Source organism: Paraglaciecola mesophila (assembly GCF_009906955.1).
In the GTDB taxonomy this organism is placed as follows: domain Bacteria; phylum Pseudomonadota; class Gammaproteobacteria; order Enterobacterales; family Alteromonadaceae; genus Paraglaciecola; species Paraglaciecola mesophila_A.
Map to the genome: position 1 here is coordinate 4,585,447 of NZ_CP047656.1, position 16,228 is coordinate 4,601,674.

Annotated in this window: 15 protein-coding genes; 11 read left to right on the forward strand and 4 right to left on the reverse strand. The window is 44.2% G+C overall.

Annotated features, from left to right (window positions below):
* Position 1: 1 nt before the first annotated feature.
* A complete protein-coding gene (locus FX988_RS19600; RefSeq protein ID WP_160181766.1) occupies positions 2 to 889 on the forward strand; it encodes an SDR family NAD(P)-dependent oxidoreductase in 888 nt (295 codons plus the stop codon).
* 189 nt (positions 890 to 1,078) lie between these two features.
* On the opposite strand, the gene asnB is transcribed toward FX988_RS19600, so the two are convergent.
* Both asnB and FX988_RS19610 read right to left on the reverse strand, forming a co-directional pair.
* Complete coding sequence (gene asnB / locus FX988_RS19605) at positions 1,079 to 2,749, reverse strand: asparagine synthase B (protein ID WP_160181767.1); 1,671 nt, start codon at positions 2,747 to 2,749, stop codon at positions 1,079 to 1,081.
* A 317-nt stretch (positions 2,750 to 3,066) separates the two neighbouring features.
* The gene (locus FX988_RS19610) at positions 3,067 to 4,710 is read right to left on the reverse strand and encodes a M28 family metallopeptidase (RefSeq protein ID WP_160181768.1); all 1,644 of its coding nucleotides are present in this window, start codon (positions 4,708 to 4,710) and stop codon (positions 3,067 to 3,069) included.
* A 77-nt stretch (positions 4,711 to 4,787) separates the two neighbouring features.
* Between FX988_RS19610 and FX988_RS19615 the strand changes: the two genes are divergently transcribed.
* Complete coding sequence (locus FX988_RS19615; RefSeq protein ID WP_160181769.1) at positions 4,788 to 5,654, forward strand: DUF3025 domain-containing protein; 867 nt, start codon at positions 4,788 to 4,790, stop codon at positions 5,652 to 5,654.
* A gap of 12 nt (positions 5,655 to 5,666) precedes the next feature.
* On the opposite strand, the gene FX988_RS19620 is transcribed toward FX988_RS19615, so the two are convergent.
* Positions 5,667 to 6,374: a YIP1 family protein gene (locus tag FX988_RS19620; protein WP_160181770.1), complete on the reverse strand. Its 708-nt coding sequence runs from the start codon at positions 6,372 to 6,374 to the stop codon at positions 5,667 to 5,669.
* Between the two features lie 210 nt (positions 6,375 to 6,584).
* Here FX988_RS19620 and FX988_RS19625 point away from each other — a divergent pair, with 210 nt between their 5' ends.
* Entirely contained in the window at positions 6,585 to 7,364 is a 780-nt protein-coding gene (locus FX988_RS19625; RefSeq protein WP_160181771.1) for an ATP-binding cassette domain-containing protein, read from the forward strand.
* Position 7,365: 1 nt separating this feature from the next.
* The gene (locus FX988_RS19630) at positions 7,366 to 8,559 is read left to right on the forward strand and encodes an ABC transporter permease (protein WP_160181772.1); all 1,194 of its coding nucleotides are present in this window, start codon (positions 7,366 to 7,368) and stop codon (positions 8,557 to 8,559) included.
* Positions 8,560 to 8,648: 89 nt separating this feature from the next.
* Here FX988_RS19630 and FX988_RS19635 read toward each other — a convergent pair whose 3' ends face one another.
* A complete protein-coding gene (locus tag FX988_RS19635; RefSeq protein ID WP_160181773.1) occupies positions 8,649 to 9,539 on the reverse strand; it encodes a DUF72 domain-containing protein in 891 nt (296 codons plus the stop codon).
* A gap of 361 nt (positions 9,540 to 9,900) precedes the next feature.
* Here FX988_RS19635 and aspS point away from each other — a divergent pair, with 361 nt between their 5' ends.
* The 7 genes from aspS to tolQ all read left to right on the forward strand — a co-directional run bounded on the left by aspS (position 9,901) and on the right by tolQ (position 16,221).
* Entirely contained in the window at positions 9,901 to 11,679 is a 1,779-nt protein-coding gene (gene aspS / locus FX988_RS19640) for an aspartate--tRNA ligase (protein WP_160181774.1), read from the forward strand.
* 14 nt (positions 11,680 to 11,693) lie between these two features.
* A complete protein-coding gene (gene nudB / locus FX988_RS19645) occupies positions 11,694 to 12,149 on the forward strand; it encodes a dihydroneopterin triphosphate diphosphatase (RefSeq protein ID WP_160181775.1) in 456 nt (151 codons plus the stop codon).
* Positions 12,150 to 12,185: 36 nt separating this feature from the next.
* Positions 12,186 to 12,707, forward strand: a complete 522-nt coding sequence (gene ruvC, locus FX988_RS19650; RefSeq protein ID WP_160181776.1) for a crossover junction endodeoxyribonuclease RuvC — start codon at positions 12,186 to 12,188, stop codon at positions 12,705 to 12,707.
* Between the two features lie 22 nt (positions 12,708 to 12,729).
* Positions 12,730 to 13,353, forward strand: a complete 624-nt coding sequence (ruvA, locus tag FX988_RS19655; protein WP_160181777.1) for a Holliday junction branch migration protein RuvA — start codon at positions 12,730 to 12,732, stop codon at positions 13,351 to 13,353.
* A gap of 147 nt (positions 13,354 to 13,500) precedes the next feature.
* On the forward strand, positions 13,501 to 14,508 hold the full coding sequence (ruvB, locus tag FX988_RS19660) for a Holliday junction branch migration DNA helicase RuvB (protein ID WP_160181778.1): 1,008 nt from the start codon (positions 13,501 to 13,503) through the stop codon (positions 14,506 to 14,508).
* Positions 14,509 to 15,101: 593 nt separating this feature from the next.
* Positions 15,102 to 15,521, forward strand: a complete 420-nt coding sequence (ybgC, locus tag FX988_RS19665; protein ID WP_160181779.1) for a tol-pal system-associated acyl-CoA thioesterase — start codon at positions 15,102 to 15,104, stop codon at positions 15,519 to 15,521.
* Positions 15,511 to 16,221: a protein TolQ gene (tolQ, locus tag FX988_RS19670; protein WP_160181780.1), complete on the forward strand. Its 711-nt coding sequence runs from the start codon at positions 15,511 to 15,513 to the stop codon at positions 16,219 to 16,221. The genes ybgC and tolQ overlap by 11 nt, the downstream gene beginning before the upstream one ends.
* The last annotated feature ends 7 nt before the right edge of the window (positions 16,222 to 16,228 follow it).

A 16,228-nucleotide genomic window follows, 5' to 3' on the forward strand; every position in this document is an offset into this window, starting at 1 on the left:
CATGTCGAATGAATTTAACGGAAAAACAGCCATCATCTCTGGTGCGGCTGGTGGTATAGGTCTAGCGCTAGCTGAAGCGTTAGGTCAACAGGGGATGAATATAGTCATGGGTGACATTGACATTCAAGCACTGGCTGTATCCCGACAGGCGCTACTCGACAAGGGGATCAATGTATTGGCCTGTGAGTTGGATGTAACAGATTACAAGCAGTGGCAAGATGTCGTTTCTCGAGCCAAAGAGGCTTATGGAAAAGTGCATATGGTGGTCAACAACGCTGGTGTGGGCGGGATCCCAGGCAAGATTGAAGATACCGAGCACGCCACATGGCGCTGGGTGATGGATGTTAACGTGATGGGCGTATTATACGGGGCACAAGCGTGCGTACCTGCTATAAAAGAGCACAGTGAAGGGGGCTGGGTCATTAATGTAGCCTCTATGGCCGGTATGTTAGGCATGCCCTATGCTGGGGCATATTGCGCGTCTAAGGCGGCCGTGGTGTCTATGACTGAAAGTTGGGCGGTTGAGCTTGCGCCGCATAATATTCATGTATCCGCGTTATGCCCAGCATTTGTGAAAACGCGCATTCATGAATCACATCGTAACCGACAAGAAAAGTATGCAGTTGCGCCTACTGAACGCCAAGATAAAAAGAAACTACAAGCTGGTGCGAATGCAGCTGCTTTAGCTGTTGAATCTGGTATTCCAGTTAACGTACTTGCCGAGCGAGTTTTGGAAGCTTTAGCATCGAAACAGACATACATTTATACCCATCCGAATTATCGAAAAGTGACCAGTGGCCGCTCTAAAGCGATTGACAAAGCCTTTGTTGATGCACAAGAAAGCCCGGTTGTAGGCCACTTAATTGATGAAGAAATAGTGACTTTCTAATAGATATTAGTTCATTTTGTAAGTCAGTGAATAAGGGGCGTAAGCTCCTTTTTTATGACGGTTTTTGATATTTATTAGACTTTCGCCGACTTCCCTTAACACTCGCAGATACACGATTCACTGATTAACAGGCACAAAAAAACCGCCGAAGCGGTTTTATTATATTGCTAGTCGAATTGAACCACCCAACTAGTTAGCTTGGTTATGCACATCTCGCATGGCTCGGCCTGATGGGTCTGCATTGCCTTTAAAGCTAGCATCCCATTCAAGGGCTTCAACTGTGCTACACGCAATTGATTTACCACCAGGTACACAATTTGCTGCACTTTCTTGGGGGAAGAAAGACTCAAAGACCGTACGGAAGTAGTAACCTTCTTTGGTATCAGGTGTGTTGATAGGGAAGCGGAATGCTGCCGTAGCAAGCTGCTGGTCAGTGATATCTTGCTCAACTTGTTCTTTAATCGAGTCAATCCATGAATAACCCACACCGTCACTGAATTGCTCTTTTTGACGCCACAGTACTTCAGCAGGCAAATACTCACCGTTATCAAACGCTTTGCGTAAAATCCACTTTTCCATTTTGCCGTCAAGACACATTTTGTCTTGCGGGTTTAAGCGCATGGCGACATCCAAGAATTCTTTATCAAGGAAAGGTACACGGGCTTCAACACCCCAAGCCGAAGTTGACTTGTTGGCGCGAGCGCAATCAAACATATGTAAACGCTCTAATTTACGCACAGTTTCTTCATGGAATTCTTTCGCGTTTGGCGCTTTGTGGAAGTACAAGTACCCCCCAAAAATCTCATCAGCACCTTCACCAGATAAGACCATTTTGATACCCATAGCTTTAATTTTACGGCTCATGAGGTACATAGGCGTAGCGGCACGGATCGTGGTTACATCGTATGTTTCAAGGTGATAAATCACGTCACGAATGGCATCAAGGCCTTCTTGTACGGTGAAATGTACTTCGTGATGCACAGTGCCAATCATATCGGCTACTTTTTGCGCCGCGACTAAATCAGGTGCTCCTTCAAGGCCTACTGCAAACGAGTGTAAGCGTGGCCACCACGCATCTGACTCATCATTGTCTTCGACGCGCTTAGCAACGTATTTAGCAGCAATTGCTGAAACCAATGAAGAGTCTAAACCGCCAGATAACAACACGCCGTATGGCACGTCTGACATGAGGTGCGACTTGACTGATTTTTCAAACGCTACTTTAAGATCATTTAAATCGGTAGTGTTATCTTTGACATTCTCGTAGCTCATCCAGTCACGCTGATAGTATTTCTTCAGCTCGCCCGACTTGCTCCATAGGTAATGTCCAGGAGGGAACTCTTGCACTGTTTTACACACTGGGACGAGTGACTTCATTTCAGATGCCACGTAGAAGTTACCGTGTTCGTCAAAGCCCGTGTACAAGGGAATAATGCCCATGTGATCGCGAGCAATTAGGTAAGCGTCTTGTGCTTGATCATAAAGCACAAATGCGAACATACCCTGTAATTGGTCAATAAACTCTATGCCTTGTTGTTCATACAAAGGCAGAATCACTTCACAATCTGATTTGGTTCTAAAATCGTAAGGTTGAGCTAAGTCTTGTTCTAGTGCCTTGTGGTTGTAAATCTCACCATTAACGGCAAGTACATTATTATTATTTCGGCTGATAAGTGGTTGCGCGCCTTTGTCAACGTCGACGATCGCTAAGCGCTCGTGACACAAAATCGCATTATCATTATTCCAAACACCTGACCAGTCAGGACCGCGATGACGCAGTAATTTGGAAAGTTCTAATGCTTGCGTTCTAAGTTCTGTTACATCTGTTTTGATGTCCAGAATGCCGAAAATACCACACATAAAAAGGCTTCTCTCTTTTGGTTATTTGTTACTAACTCATATAGCTGATTCGCTTGGTTATGTTGAAAACCAAACATGCGTGCGGGGAAAGTGCTGGTTATAGTATTTATTATTACTTTCTTGCGCCCTTGAATTTGCCAGCATGAGAAAAAAAAGCAAGGGGAAACTGTAATTTTTTTACACTTGTTGGCTATTAGATAGATTAACGGCTGTTTATTGGCATTAATCAAACTCAATTTCGTAAGTTAAATAGTAAATGACCGGTTGGACGACGCGTTCGCCAACCGGCTTGAAGCAGAATAATTAGTGTTTAAAAATTATTGACGCTGAAACTCACTGCTCGCATTCCACTTGGGCCAATCCGTAGATTGGGCAATGTCATACCCCACTTCGAATAGGAGTTGGGTATCTTCCCGTACTCCAGAAAAATCCCAATTTTCACGGAATTGATCGCAAACTTGGTGATAACACCCTGTAATCAATACTTTAGTGCGTTTTTTGTACTGAGCAGTTTGCTCATCAAACGGGATATTTCCACCTTTTGCATAGAGCGCGGGTACACCTTGTTTAGCAAAACTGAAATGATCAGAGCGGTAGTATGAACCTGCTTCAGGACGTGACTCCTGTGTCAATGTTCTATTTTGGCGCTTGGCTGCCTTGGCCAAATAGGTTTCAAGTTCAGATTTTCCCATACCAACAACTGAAACGTCCTTGGTTCTCCCAAGTACATTCATGGCGTCCATATTAATATTTGCCACGGTTTTGTTCAGCGGAATAATCGGATGTTGGGCATAGTACTGTGAGCCTAACAAACCTTGCTCTTCGGCGGTGACGATAAGAAAATCGACAGAGCGTTTCGGCGCTGTATCTAAGGTTTTATAAGCTTTTGCGATAGCGAGGGCACTGGCTGTACCCGTGGCGTTGTCGTGTGCGCCGTTGTAAATATTGTCACCTTCTTTACTGTCATCTTTACCTAAATGATCCCAGTGTGCCGTGTAGATAATATGTTCATCTGGCGTTTCTGAACCGGGTAGCGTGGCCATCACGTTATAACTAACAGATTTTTTCATTGTGCTGTTGATTGTCACCGAGGCTTTTTGCTTTAAGCTAGTATGGTAAGGGCCTTGTAGCGCTTTCGCTTTTTCTTTGACAAAGTCTAGCCCCGCGTCAGCAAAGACCTTCTTTGCCGCTTCGTTAGACAGCCAACCCTCCACTGCAACCCGATCTGCATTGCCGTTGTCGCTGACCAAACTGTATTGTGGGCCACTCCAACTATTCGCTACAACAGACCAGCCATATGATGCTGGCGCCGTTTCATGAATTATAATTGCTGCCGCTGCGCCTTGGCGGCTGGCTTCTTCGTACTTGTATGTCCAGCGGCCGTAATAGGTCATGGTTTTGCCCTGAAACTTTCCACTGTCAGGGTTTTCAAAGCCAGGATCGTTTACCAAAATAACGACGGTTTTGCCTTTTACGTCTAAGTCCTGATAATCGTTCCAGCCATATTCAGGTGCATTTACACCAAAGCCGACGAATACCACGTCTGAGTCCGTCAAACTGACTTGTGTTTTTTCTCTTTTCGTTGAAGCTATCATGCCTTCTTTATACTTAAATTGATTGTCACCTATGGTCATGGTCATATCAGGAGACGCGGTCATCTCGAGTAAATTAACCGCTTGTAGATAGCTGTCGCCATTACCGGGTTGGTAGCCCATTTGCTTGAATTGGCCGACTAAATAATCGAGAGTGACTTTTTCACCGTGGGACGTGGGAGAGCGGCCTTCGAATTCGTCTGAGGCTAGCGTTTTAGTGTGTGCTTTTAGCGTTGCATCACTAATGCTCTGATACGCGAAGCTAAAATCATTGCCAGCGCTGGGCGTCGAAGTGTTATCACTATTCACCCCGCAGGCAAACAAAGTTGCACTGATAAGGGGGATAGCGACCAGTTGAATTTTTCTCATTGTTATATTCACCTAGTGTTAATTATTAGAATTGCTATGCATTTTCTGTCGACACGAAACATACTAGAACGGGTATAATGCCATTCATCAATTTACTCGCAACGAATTTTGTTTTTCTTTTTATGCCATTACCCTGGAATGAACCCTTTACACAGCAGTTATCTTGCGCACCATTAGCCCGTTTAGACGCTCAGTTTTCACTGAGTGACTTTTCGTACTGGCCTAATGCCCATGGTCTAAATGCGCTAAAGCAGCGCTTACCCATAACTAGGCAGGCCGTTCCAGAATTTATTGATCAAGAAGCCTTGCCTGTAACTGACGATTACTACGAACAAATTATTTATAAGCAAGGGCATATTCCTACCAGAGAAAACGGCTGGCATGATCTTTTTAATGGTTTAGTGTGGTTGCAATATCCCGCGACGAAAAAGTATTTAAATCAGCTACATGTTGATGATATACAACAGCATGGGCTTAGCCCACGTAGTCGATTACGAAATCATATTACCCACTTCGATGAATGTGGCGTGGTATTGGCGATAGAACATTCTCAAGGCGCAGAAATTGCTGAGCTGCTAGGGGAACATCGTTGGAGCGAAGCGCTTTTTACACGGCGCAGTGAATGGGGGGCTGCAATTCATGCTCGCATGTTCGGTCATGCGAACTATGAAATGCTGCTTAACCCATTCATTGGACTAACCGGCAAGTGGCTCGCCGTAAATGTGAAATCTGGCTTTGCTAAGCGCAGTGTGCTTGAGCAAAATGCTGAGATAGATGCAGGCTTATATGAAATGATCGCAGAGAAGGCCTCGTTCGATCAAATCAAACCCCTATTACCTATACCTCTGTTAGGGATTCCCGGATGGTATGAGCAGAATCAAGTAGAGCAGTTTTACCAGAATCGTGATTATTTTCGACCTAAACGGATTCATTCATCTCACTAGATTTGCGCATAATCAGTCAAAAATAATAATCAATGCCCAAACAAGCCAAAGAAAAACGCAGGGGGTAAATGCAACAAGCAAGGCCTTTCGCCAGCTTATATTTACCCACTGAGAGACGCCTATCGCCACTAAATACATACTCCACACCGTCTCTAACTTGATACTACTGGCTAGGCCAAACCAAGTTGAGGTGACAGGAATAGCAAAAAGAAATGACAGCGCACTCGGGGAAACTGCATCGAAGCTGATTTGACCGTGATCTAACCAAAACAGAATAATCCCGCTGAGCAAAGCGCCTACACATGATGGCAATAACACCCACCATGAAAAGCCAAACCAATCACTAAAGCTAAAGATGTTCTCGGGATCTGATTTGGTCATGACGTTTAAGTAAAGAGCAATCAGTGAGACCAATACCAACACCATAATAAAAGGTGTAATGATGGTGCCAATGATGCCCTTGGTGGCATTTAAAGAAACACCGACCGCCTGCTGTTCACCTGGACTAACATTGGCAAACTGACTAGAAATAATGACCTCTTTATACCATTGGAAGTCCACCACTTGAAAGTAGTAATACACTGGCAAAATAGTTGCGAACACCACTAATACAAAAGGTAGCCAAGACCAGTTATGCTGACCTTTTAGTGCGCCAAATGTTGCCTTAGGCTGATAAAGCACGCCCAAGCAAGCTGTGAATGGATTGAGTGGAGAGACCATGAAACGTGTCCTTGTTTAACCTGTATTGTGGTTATAAAAATAACTAATCTAATGATTTTAAAGATTATTGTCGCATTTTTCAGCTATTAGGTTGTAGCTATTTAAGCTAAAGTAGCGAACTATTGTTAACCTCGGCGAACGAGTAGCTTACGCCCAAGAACAGGTCGTATTACTGAACGGACAATAGACCCGAATAAAAGAGGTAAAGGGATGATAGAGATAATAGGTTTGGCAAAAAAGTTTTCGGTCGAAAACCCGAAGAAATTAAGCGAGCAGGAGCGTCAAGATCCTAGATTAAAAGGGCGCTTTTTTCATTCGGTTATTGACGTATCGTTGACGTGTCAACCAGGTGAGGTGCTGGGTTTACTTGGGCCAAACGGCGCGGGTAAAACCACAACGTTGCGCATGTTGTCTACAGCGCTTAAGCCGGATAGCGGTAGTGTGACGATTAATGGTACGGATGTGTTAAGTAACCCCGTAGTAGCACGCAAAAAGATCGGCTTTTTGTCAGGCTCTACAGGCTTGTACGGTCGCTTGAGCGGCCGTGAAAACATTGAATACTTCGCCAAATTACACGGTATGTCCGAAGGTCAGATAAAGCAAAGGATCGATACATTAGCCGAACTACTTGATATGCACACATTTTTGGACAGGCGCAGCGAGAACTTCTCTACCGGTATGAAACAAAAAGTCGCCATTGCACGAGCGGTTGTGCATACCCCTGAAGTGGTTATTTTAGATGAACCAACCACAGGCCTAGACATCATGGCAACGCAAACCGTTCTGAACTTTATTCGAGGGCTAAAAGAGCAAGGTACCCCTGTTTTATTCTCAACGCATCATTTAGATGAAGTCAGTGAGTTGTGTGATCGGGTGGCGGTTATTGACCAAGGAATAAGTCAGTTTGACGGGCCGTTGCAGCAGTTTACTGAGCTTGCAGATGGCTCGCTTCATCAAGCTTTTTTAACCAGCATAAAGCAGGGAAATTAATATGTGGCTTGTATTTTTAAAAGAAATTAAAGAACTACTTAGAGACAGAAAAACCCTGTTTTTTATGATCGCGTTACCTATCCTGATTTTCCCATTGATTTTTGGCGGGATGGCCTATTTTACCGCTCAAGCATTCGAGAAAGCCGAAAGTAAAGTGCTTAAATATGCTGTTGTTAACGCGCGGTATGCGCCAGAGTTGGCAGGTGACTTAGGGCAATCGGATAAATTTGAGCGCGTGGATATTGGTAATAATACTGATTACGCCGGACTCATTAAAAGTGACACCATAGATTTTGCTATCGTCATGCCAGAAAACTACAGTGCGGATATTCTTAAAAGTGGACAGCTTACGATAACACTTCATTTAAATGATGCGCAGCTAAACATGGTGCATAATCGTGTGAATGCCTTAGTGCAAAAGTATGCCGATGAATACCAAGCATTAGCATTTTCAGCACTTGGTGTGTCACCCGAGCAACAAAGTGCCTTGTTGAACCCAATCGAGTTAAAGCAAATTAGTACCGCAGATCAGCGCGAAAATTGGGGAGAGAAAATTGGCGGCATGCTACCTTATCTTCTGTTTATTTTGTGTTTTCAAGGGGCAATGTTTCCGGCGACCGATATCGGCGCTGGAGAAAAAGAGCGAGGCACATTAGAAACACTGCTTATTTCCCCTATCGATCGCACTAAAATAGTACTCGGTAAGTTTTTAACAATCGCCTGTGCAGGTGCCACAACAGCGCTCATTACCGTTATCAGTATGGCGGTGTGGGGCTTGGTACTAAGCCGTGGTTTTGCTATGCAGTTTGTCACCGACTTTATGAGTCAAATAGGGATCGTTGATTTCGTGTTGATGTTTTTGATGCTTATTCCTTTAGTGGCTATTTTTGCTTCTGTACTCCTAAGTATTTCAATTTATGCGCGCAGTTTTAAAGAAGCTCAGAGCTATATGGGCCCCTTGGTTATATTTGTGATCATACCTGTTATGGTCGCACTAATGCCTGGCGTTGAACTAAAAGGCGGCTGGTCTTGGGTACCGCTAACGAATGTGGCCCTTGCCATGAAAGAGCTTGTAAAAGGCACCATGGATTACTTTCAGCTGATTGCGATATTTGGCTCTACCGCATTAATCGCTTTACTACTGTTAGGTTTTTGCGTGTACTGGTTCAAACAGGAAAAAGTGCTGTTTCGATAAATCAGTAACATGCTAAAAGACGGATAAAATACCCGGCAATGCGTTACGTCGGGCACTTATTTTCGGACACTTATTAAAGTGCAATCGTATCAATCAAAAATTGATATCTGTTGGTGGCTGTTTTGCCCTGCTGATAAAACAAGTTCAGGAAGAGGGCTCTGGGGGTAGGTTAGGTTGTAATCCTGAATAAAGGCCGCTGCCAACCAAGGGGCATCTTTGTTGTCTGGCATATGAAAAAATATCGACGGGCTTTTGCCTTCATCGCACCATTGTTTGATTTTTCTTATCCAAGGTTGATAGAAAGCGGAGGACTTTTTAATATCCTGATGGCCAACAAAGCGCACGACAGGGGCATTTCCTGTGGCAATGACATTGGTTGGTACCCGTGGCTTTTTACGCTGAACATCCAAAATAAGTGCTTGTTCGCTGCCTGTATATTGGGTTGCTTCGCAAGCAAAAAGGGCGCGGGTATCCATGATCACTCGGTTCGCTTTGTGGGTCATTAGCAATTGATTTAACGCTTTTTCTTCATCCCCTTTTTGAAAAAATGCTAAGTGACGTACTTCTACGCTAATGGGCAAGTCGCTGGGGATAGCCTCAAGCAATATACTAAGCTGATTGAGGTGACGCGGCGTGAACTGCTTTGGCAGTTGCAACATAACGCCGCCGAGTGTGCTCCCTAGCCATTTTAAGGTAGCAATGGTGTTTTTTACCTCATCTAAGCACGCGTTCAGTTGGCCAGAATGACTAATATCCCGTGGTAACTTCAATATAAATTTAAAATCATCAGGCACACTCTCGCGCCATTTTTTAAGTGTGTCGAGGTTGGGTAAATGATAAAAGCTACTGTTACACTCTACGCTGTTAAACAGGCCGCTGTATGATTGCAGAGCTGATACCTTATTACTTTTCGGCGGGTAAATACTGTTAAACCAAGTATCATGTGTCCAAATCGGACAACCTATATTCACTCTGGACATGCAGACTCTCTTGAAGGTAAGCCACAATAATAACAATTAAATGCGTTGCTATAAATGTGCAATCCCTCGACCCGTACATTCTGTTCTCGCAGCCGTTTTAGTGGCTCTACGGTCGCTGCATACTCGCCATTGATGAATATTGTACAGAGGATGATTATTGTGCAGAGTTTGTTAGTTTAATTACAGTCATTAGGCAACGGTTTGCACTATAACCGCGGTATAATTGTACGACAGATGGCGTAAGCGTCATCAATGCACATGCGCTTATCTCAGACCCTTGGGGTTAGCGCACTTTGGGTATATACTACGCGGCCTTATTTTTCTTATATTTTAGTAGCTTGGTTTAGAGGCTTATTTCATCATGCGCACAGATTATTGCGGCAACATTAATGCATCACACATTGGACAAACAGTCACACTTTGCGGTTGGGTAAACCGTCGCCGTGATTTGGGCGGGGTTATTTTTATCGACTTGCGTGATCGCGAAGGCATAGTGCAAGTGGTTTACGATCCTGACCTAGCAGACTTATTTGATACCGCAAACAGCTTACGCAGTGAATTCTGTGTACAAATTGAAGGTTTGGTACGTGCCCGCCCACAGGGTCAAGTCAATAAAGAAATGGGCACAGGGGAAATCGAAATTTTAGGCAAGGGTTTAACGATTTTAAACAAGTCTGCGGTATTACCGTTAGACAGCAACCAAGAAAACTCAGAAGAGCAGCGTTTAAAATACCGTTACTTGGACTTGCGTCGCCCAGTGATGAGTGATCGCTTAAAGTTTCGCGCTAAAGTGACCAGTGCTGTACGTAGTTATTTAGAAGGCGATGGCTTTTTAGATATAGAAACGCCTATTTTGACTAAAGCCACACCTGAAGGGGCGCGCGATTACTTAGTACCTAGCCGTACCCACAAAGGTAAGTTTTTCGCTTTACCCCAGTCTCCTCAGTTGTTTAAGCAATTGTTGATGATGTCAGGCATGGACCGTTACTACCAAATCGTTAAGTGTTTCCGAGATGAAGATTTACGTGCTGATCGTCAGCCTGAATTTACCCAAATCGATATTGAAACCACGTTTTTGAGCGCAGAGCAGGTGATGGAAATCACCGAGGGCATGATCCGTGATTTGTTTATGAAAATGCTGAACGTCGATTTAGGTGTTTTCCCGCAAATGACTTACGCTGACGCCATGCGTCGTTTCGGAAGCGACAAACCAGATTTACGTAATCCCCTTGAGCTGGTGGATGTAGCCGATATTTTAAAAGATGTTGAGTTCAAAGTGTTCTCCGGCCCGGCAAATGACGCTAAGGGGCGTGTTGCGGTTATTCGCGTGCCTGGTGGTTCAAGCATGACGCGCAAGCAAATTGACGAATACACTAAGTTCGTCGGTATTTATGGTGCCAAAGGCTTAGCATGGATGAAAGTGAATGACATCGATGCAGGCGTGGATGGTTTGCAATCGCCAATTTTGAAATTCTTAGGCGAAGACGTAGCCAAGCAAGTGCTTTCGCGTGTTGAAGCGCAAACTGGCGACATCTTATTGTTCGGAGCAGACAGCGCTACGGTTGTCACCGAAGCGTTAGGCGCACTGCGCTTAAAAGTGGGTGAAGACCTAAACTTGCTTGAAGGCGAATGGAAACCACTTTGGGTGATTGATTTCCCAATGTTCGAAGAGTTCGACGGGCAATTCTATGCACTACATCATCCGTTTACAGCCCCCCGTGACATGACACCGGAACAGTTGACGGCAGATCCGGCAAATGCGTTGTCGAATGCTTACGATATGGTATTAAACGGTTGTGAATTAGGCGGTGGTTCGGTTCGTATTCACGATCAGGATATGCAGGCGAAAGTGTTTAATATTCTAGGGATCAGCGATGAAGAAGCTGAAGTGAAATTTGGCTTCCTGCTTGATGCACTTAAGTTTGGTGCACCGCCGCATGCTGGTCTTGCGTTTGGTTTAGACCGCTTGGTGATGTTGATGACAGGTGCAACCTCTATTCGCGATGTGATGGCCTTTCCTAAAACGACCACCGCAGCGTGCCCGTTAACAGATGCCCCAGGGGTTGCAAGTGACGAGCAACTGAAGGAATTGTCTATTAAAACCGATGTTGCTCAGGACAAAGGGCCTAGCGCGGAGTAAATTTTCTGCAAGCTATGAAACATGCCTACCGGCGTCCTGAGTCGGCTTTGGTGGTTATTTATGACCGCCAAGGCCGCGTATTAGTTATGCAGCGTCAAGACGACCCTGAGTTTTGGCAATCCGTTACCGGCACATTGGAAGTCGGCGAGCTGGCATTTAATACCGCCTTACGAGAAGTTAGAGAAGAAACCGGTATCGATATTCAAAAAGCGGGTTATCTGCTAACCGATCATCGGCATACCAATCAATTTGCCATTCGTGATATTTGGCAGCACAGATATCCTCCCGGCACTCCCTTTAACACCGAACATGTATTTTCTGTCCAAGTGGCAGGCGATGATCAAATTATCTTAACTGAGCATTTGCATTATTTGTGGCTTGATAAAATCTCGGCCATGGAAAAGGTGTGGTCAGACACCAACCGTTTGGCAATCAAAGATTGCGTGCCAGACAGGTTCATGCCAACGTAAAATGGCAACAATTAACGAATAGGTTTATTCATACCCGTGGCGATTATTCTTGGTATCGATCCCGGCTCGCGTATTACTGGATACGGCGTAATACAAAGGGTAGGGCGACAACAACAGTATCTTGGAAGTGGCTGTATTCGCATGCAGGGGGACGCGCTTGCGCCGCGATTACAACAAATATTCGATGGGGTAAGCCAGCTTATCTTACAATACAAGCCAGATATGTTTGCCATTGAACAAGTCTTTATGGCCAAAAATCCTGATTCAGCTTTAAAATTGGGTCAAGCTCGCGGCGCTGCCATTGTTGCGGCGTCAAATCAAGGGCTCGATGTGGCCGAATATTCCGCTCGGCAAATAAAGCAGTCTGTGGTGGGCAACGGGAATGCACAAAAAAGCCAAGTGCAACACATGGTCACTTTTATTCTAAAGCTACCAGGCACACCGCAAGCAGATGCAGCTGATGCATTAGCGGTTGCGCTTTGCCATAGCCACACCAACGAAAACCTCATCAAGATGTCAGGTCAGGTGAAAAAGACTGTACGCGGCAGATTACGATAAATAACAACACTAGAGAATTAACATGATAGGCAGAATACGCGGCACAGTAGTGGAAAAGCAGCCTCCAGAGGTACTAATCGATGTAGCTGGGGTTGGCTATGAAATTCAAATTCCCATGACCAGCTTTTATCAACTACCGGAGGTGGGTGCCGAGGCCAGTGTTTATACTCACTTTGTGGTCCGTGAGGATGCACAGTTACTCTTTGGCTTTGCTGATAAAAATGAGCGTGCAGTGTTTCGTGAGTTGATCAAAGCCAGTGGAGTGGGGCCAAAATTGGCATTAACCATTTTATCGGGTATGTCAGGTCAGAATTTCATGCAATGTGTTGCCCATGAAGACATCAGTGCCTTAGTAAAACTCCCTGGAGTCGGTAAAAAAACGGCAGAGCGATTAGTGATTGAAATGCGAGATCGCTTCAAAAAGCTAAGTTTAGAGCAAAGTGCAGGTGATGATTTTGCTCTGCAAGGCTCAAACAACATAGAAAATACCTTTGTTACCTCGACTGATGCCAAAGAGGAAGCACTCAGTGCATTAGTTGCTTTAGGTTATAAAGCTCAGCAAGCCAGCAAAGTCATAAACTCTGTGTATGTTAAAGACATTACCAGCGAAACCTTGATCCGCGAAGCGTTACGAGCAATGCTCTAACGCGCTATTTCGCATACCCCTAGCTCCTTCTAGGGGGCGCGAAATGCATCACAGTGTAAATAGTCTATGGCGTATCCTTGAGTATCGGTCTCGACTCTCATAGACTATGTACTGTATATAAAACCACTGTTAGAAGTAAGTAATCACATGATAGAAGCAGATCGCCTTATTCAACCTACCGCCATCCGCGAAGATGAAGTCATCGATCGTGCAATTCGCCCTAAAATGCTCGCTGACTACACGGGGCAGGATCATGTATGTGAGCAAATGGATATTTTTATTCGAGCGGCACGCAAACGCAGCGATGCACTGGATCATTTATTGATATTTGGCCCCCCAGGCCTAGGAAAAACCACATTAGCTAACATTGTGGCAAATGAGATGGGGGTGAGTATCAAAACCACCTCAGGCCCGGTGCTCGAAAAAGCAGGGGATCTGGCGGCTCTGCTGACTAACCTAGAAGAAAACGATGTGTTGTTTATTGATGAAATTCATCGCTTGAGCCCTGTCGTAGAAGAAATTCTTTATCCCGCTATGGAAGACTACCAGCTTGATATCATGATCGGTGAGGGGCCTGCCGCGCGCTCTATTAAACTGGAACTTCCTCCTTTTACATTAATTGGGGCGACGACGCGAGCAGGCTCATTAACGTCGCCGTTACGCGACAGGTTTGGTATTGTGCAGCGTCTTGAGTTTTATAATATCAAGGATTTGACGCAAATCGTTAAGCGCTCCGCTGAGTTCTTAGCACTGGATTTAGCTGAGGATGGCGCAATAGAGATTGCTAAACGTTCTCGTGGTACACCGCGTATCAGCAACCGCTTATTGCGCAGGGTTCGAGACTATGCGGAAATTAAATCCGACGGGCAAATTAGTAGTCAGGTTGCTTCAGCCGCGTTAGACATGCTTGATGTTGATAAAGAAGGTTTTGATTACATGGATCGAAAATTGCTGACAACTATAATCGAGAAGTTTATGGGTGGGCCGGTAGGCCTTGATAACTTAGCTGCAGCAATTGGTGAAGAGCGGGACACAATTGAAGATGTGATTGAACCCTTTTTAATTCAACAAGGTTTTTTGCAGCGGACCCCTAGAGGGCGTATCGTTTCCCAACGTGCCTATTTGCATTTTGGATTTGACTACGAACCCAATTAAGCCACAGGTTACAAAGGCACTTTGCATGCTTTGGTTAAAAAGCGAAGGCAAAAAAAAGCCCGCATAAATTATGCGGGCAAAGCAACAAATAAAGTTGAATGGAATAAAATTCCAGGGAACATGTCAGTCAACAGGGAGTCGACATCAGCATCTGATTAACAAACGGTTGCTAATCGAGAAAACAAGATCATTATAGCCTCGTCTTTAGGATCCGCAATTGAGAAAAATTACTGCCTTGCCATTAGAAAAACTAATGTTTTTTAGCGCACCATTAATTGTTTAAAAGTTGTTAATGCAAATTAATTCTGTATTTTTCCTTTAAAAACATGGCATTAGATATTTAGTGTGTTTTTTAACCCATTATTTTTTTTGTTACAAAAATCTGTTTAAGTTGAGTTTTTGCAGAAAAAATGAATATCTATGCAAAACATTGTTTTGGCTGCGTATAGAATTTGATGGTAGTGTGCCTTTGGATGCATGTAACCTTATGTATTTTAATATATTATCTGGTTTTCAAAATTCACAAGTATAGGTTGTTCCTGCATATTTATGCTCTATCCGACGTACCCGTGTAGTTAGCTAGGAGTAAAAGAGTGTCAGACAAAAAGTTAGCAGTATTTGAGTATCAAATTAGAGTGTATTATGAAGACACGGATGCGGGAGGCATCGTATATTACGCCAATTATTTAAAGTTTCTTGAGCGAGCGCGAACTGAGTGGCTACGTGCACTTGGAATAGAGCAAGATGGGTTATTGGAACGATCTATCGGTTTTGTCGTCAAACGTGTCGAAATGGACAATCAAGCGCCGGCGCGATTTAATGAGCTATTGAGTATTCAAAGTGAAATAGTAGAATTGAAGCGCGCTAGTTTGGTGTTCAAACAAACAATAACAAGTTCAAGTGGACAACACTTGGTCAGTGCATTAGTGAGAGTGGCGTGTGTCGATCTTCAAAGAATGAAGCCGATTGCCATTCCTGAGTTTATATTAGAGGAATTTTCGAGTGTCGTCTGAGTTATCAATATTTGGTTTATTTTGGCAAGCTAGCTTATTAGTTCAGTTAGTTATGTTGTTGTTGTTAGCTGCATCTGTAGCGTCTTGGACATTTATTTTTCAGCGCTCGCAAGCCTTAAGTCGTGCGAAAAGCGATATGAAAAAATTCGAAGACAAATTCTGGTCAGGGGTTGATCTTAATCGTCTTTATCAAGAGTTAGCTGCTCGGGAATCAGTGGGCGGCATGGCTAGCTTGTTTTGTGCAGGTTTTAAAGAATTCGTACGACTGCGTAAGTCTTCATCCACACCATCAGAAGCGATTATGGACGGTACGTATCGAGCTATGCGTGTATCGTTATCACGTGAAATAGACGATTTAGAAAGCCGTTTACCTTTTCTAGCGACAGTCGGGTCAATTAGTCCGTATATCGGCTTATTTGGTACTGTGTGGGGAATTATGAATGCATTTATCGCTTTAGGTGAAGTGCAACAAGCGACTCTAGCTATGGTTGCCCCAGGTATTGCTGAAGCGTTGATTGCTACGGCTATGGGGCTATTCGCTGCCATTCCATCTGTTATTGCGTACAACCGTTTTAGCCATCAGGTTGAAAAGCTTGAAAATAATTACGGTAACTTTATGGAAGAGTTTTCCAGCATATTGCATCGTCAATCGTTGGTCAGCAAAGCAGATACAGTCACCAATAGCCCAGCTCAAGGTTAACAGGCAA

Excerpts from the sequence above, each read along its gene's own strand:
- ruvA (WP_160181777.1), top strand. The coding sequence starts at position 12,730 with ATGATAGGCAGAATACGCGGCACAGTAGTGGAAAAGCAGCCTCCAGAG.
- FX988_RS19610 (WP_160181768.1), bottom strand. The coding sequence starts at position 4,710 with ATGAGAAAAATTCAACTGGTCGCTATCCCCCTTATCAGTGCAACTTTG.
- FX988_RS19615 (WP_160181769.1), top strand. The coding sequence starts at position 4,788 with ATGCCATTCATCAATTTACTCGCAACGAATTTTGTTTTTCTTTTTATG.
- FX988_RS19625 (WP_160181771.1), top strand. The coding sequence starts at position 6,585 with ATGATAGAGATAATAGGTTTGGCAAAAAAGTTTTCGGTCGAAAACCCG.
- FX988_RS19620 (WP_160181770.1), bottom strand. The coding sequence starts at position 6,374 with ATGGTCTCTCCACTCAATCCATTCACAGCTTGCTTGGGCGTGCTTTAT.
- FX988_RS19600 (WP_160181766.1), top strand. The coding sequence starts at position 2 with ATGTCGAATGAATTTAACGGAAAAACAGCCATCATCTCTGGTGCGGCT.
- aspS (WP_160181774.1), top strand. The coding sequence starts at position 9,901 with ATGCGCACAGATTATTGCGGCAACATTAATGCATCACACATTGGACAA.
- FX988_RS19630 (WP_160181772.1), top strand. The coding sequence starts at position 7,366 with ATGTGGCTTGTATTTTTAAAAGAAATTAAAGAACTACTTAGAGACAGA.
- ruvB (WP_160181778.1), top strand. The coding sequence starts at position 13,501 with ATGATAGAAGCAGATCGCCTTATTCAACCTACCGCCATCCGCGAAGAT.
- asnB (WP_160181767.1), bottom strand. The coding sequence starts at position 2,749 with ATGTGTGGTATTTTCGGCATTCTGGACATCAAAACAGATGTAACAGAA.
- FX988_RS19635 (WP_160181773.1), bottom strand. The coding sequence starts at position 9,539 with ATGTCCAGAGTGAATATAGGTTGTCCGATTTGGACACATGATACTTGG.
- nudB (WP_160181775.1), top strand. The coding sequence starts at position 11,694 with ATGAAACATGCCTACCGGCGTCCTGAGTCGGCTTTGGTGGTTATTTAT.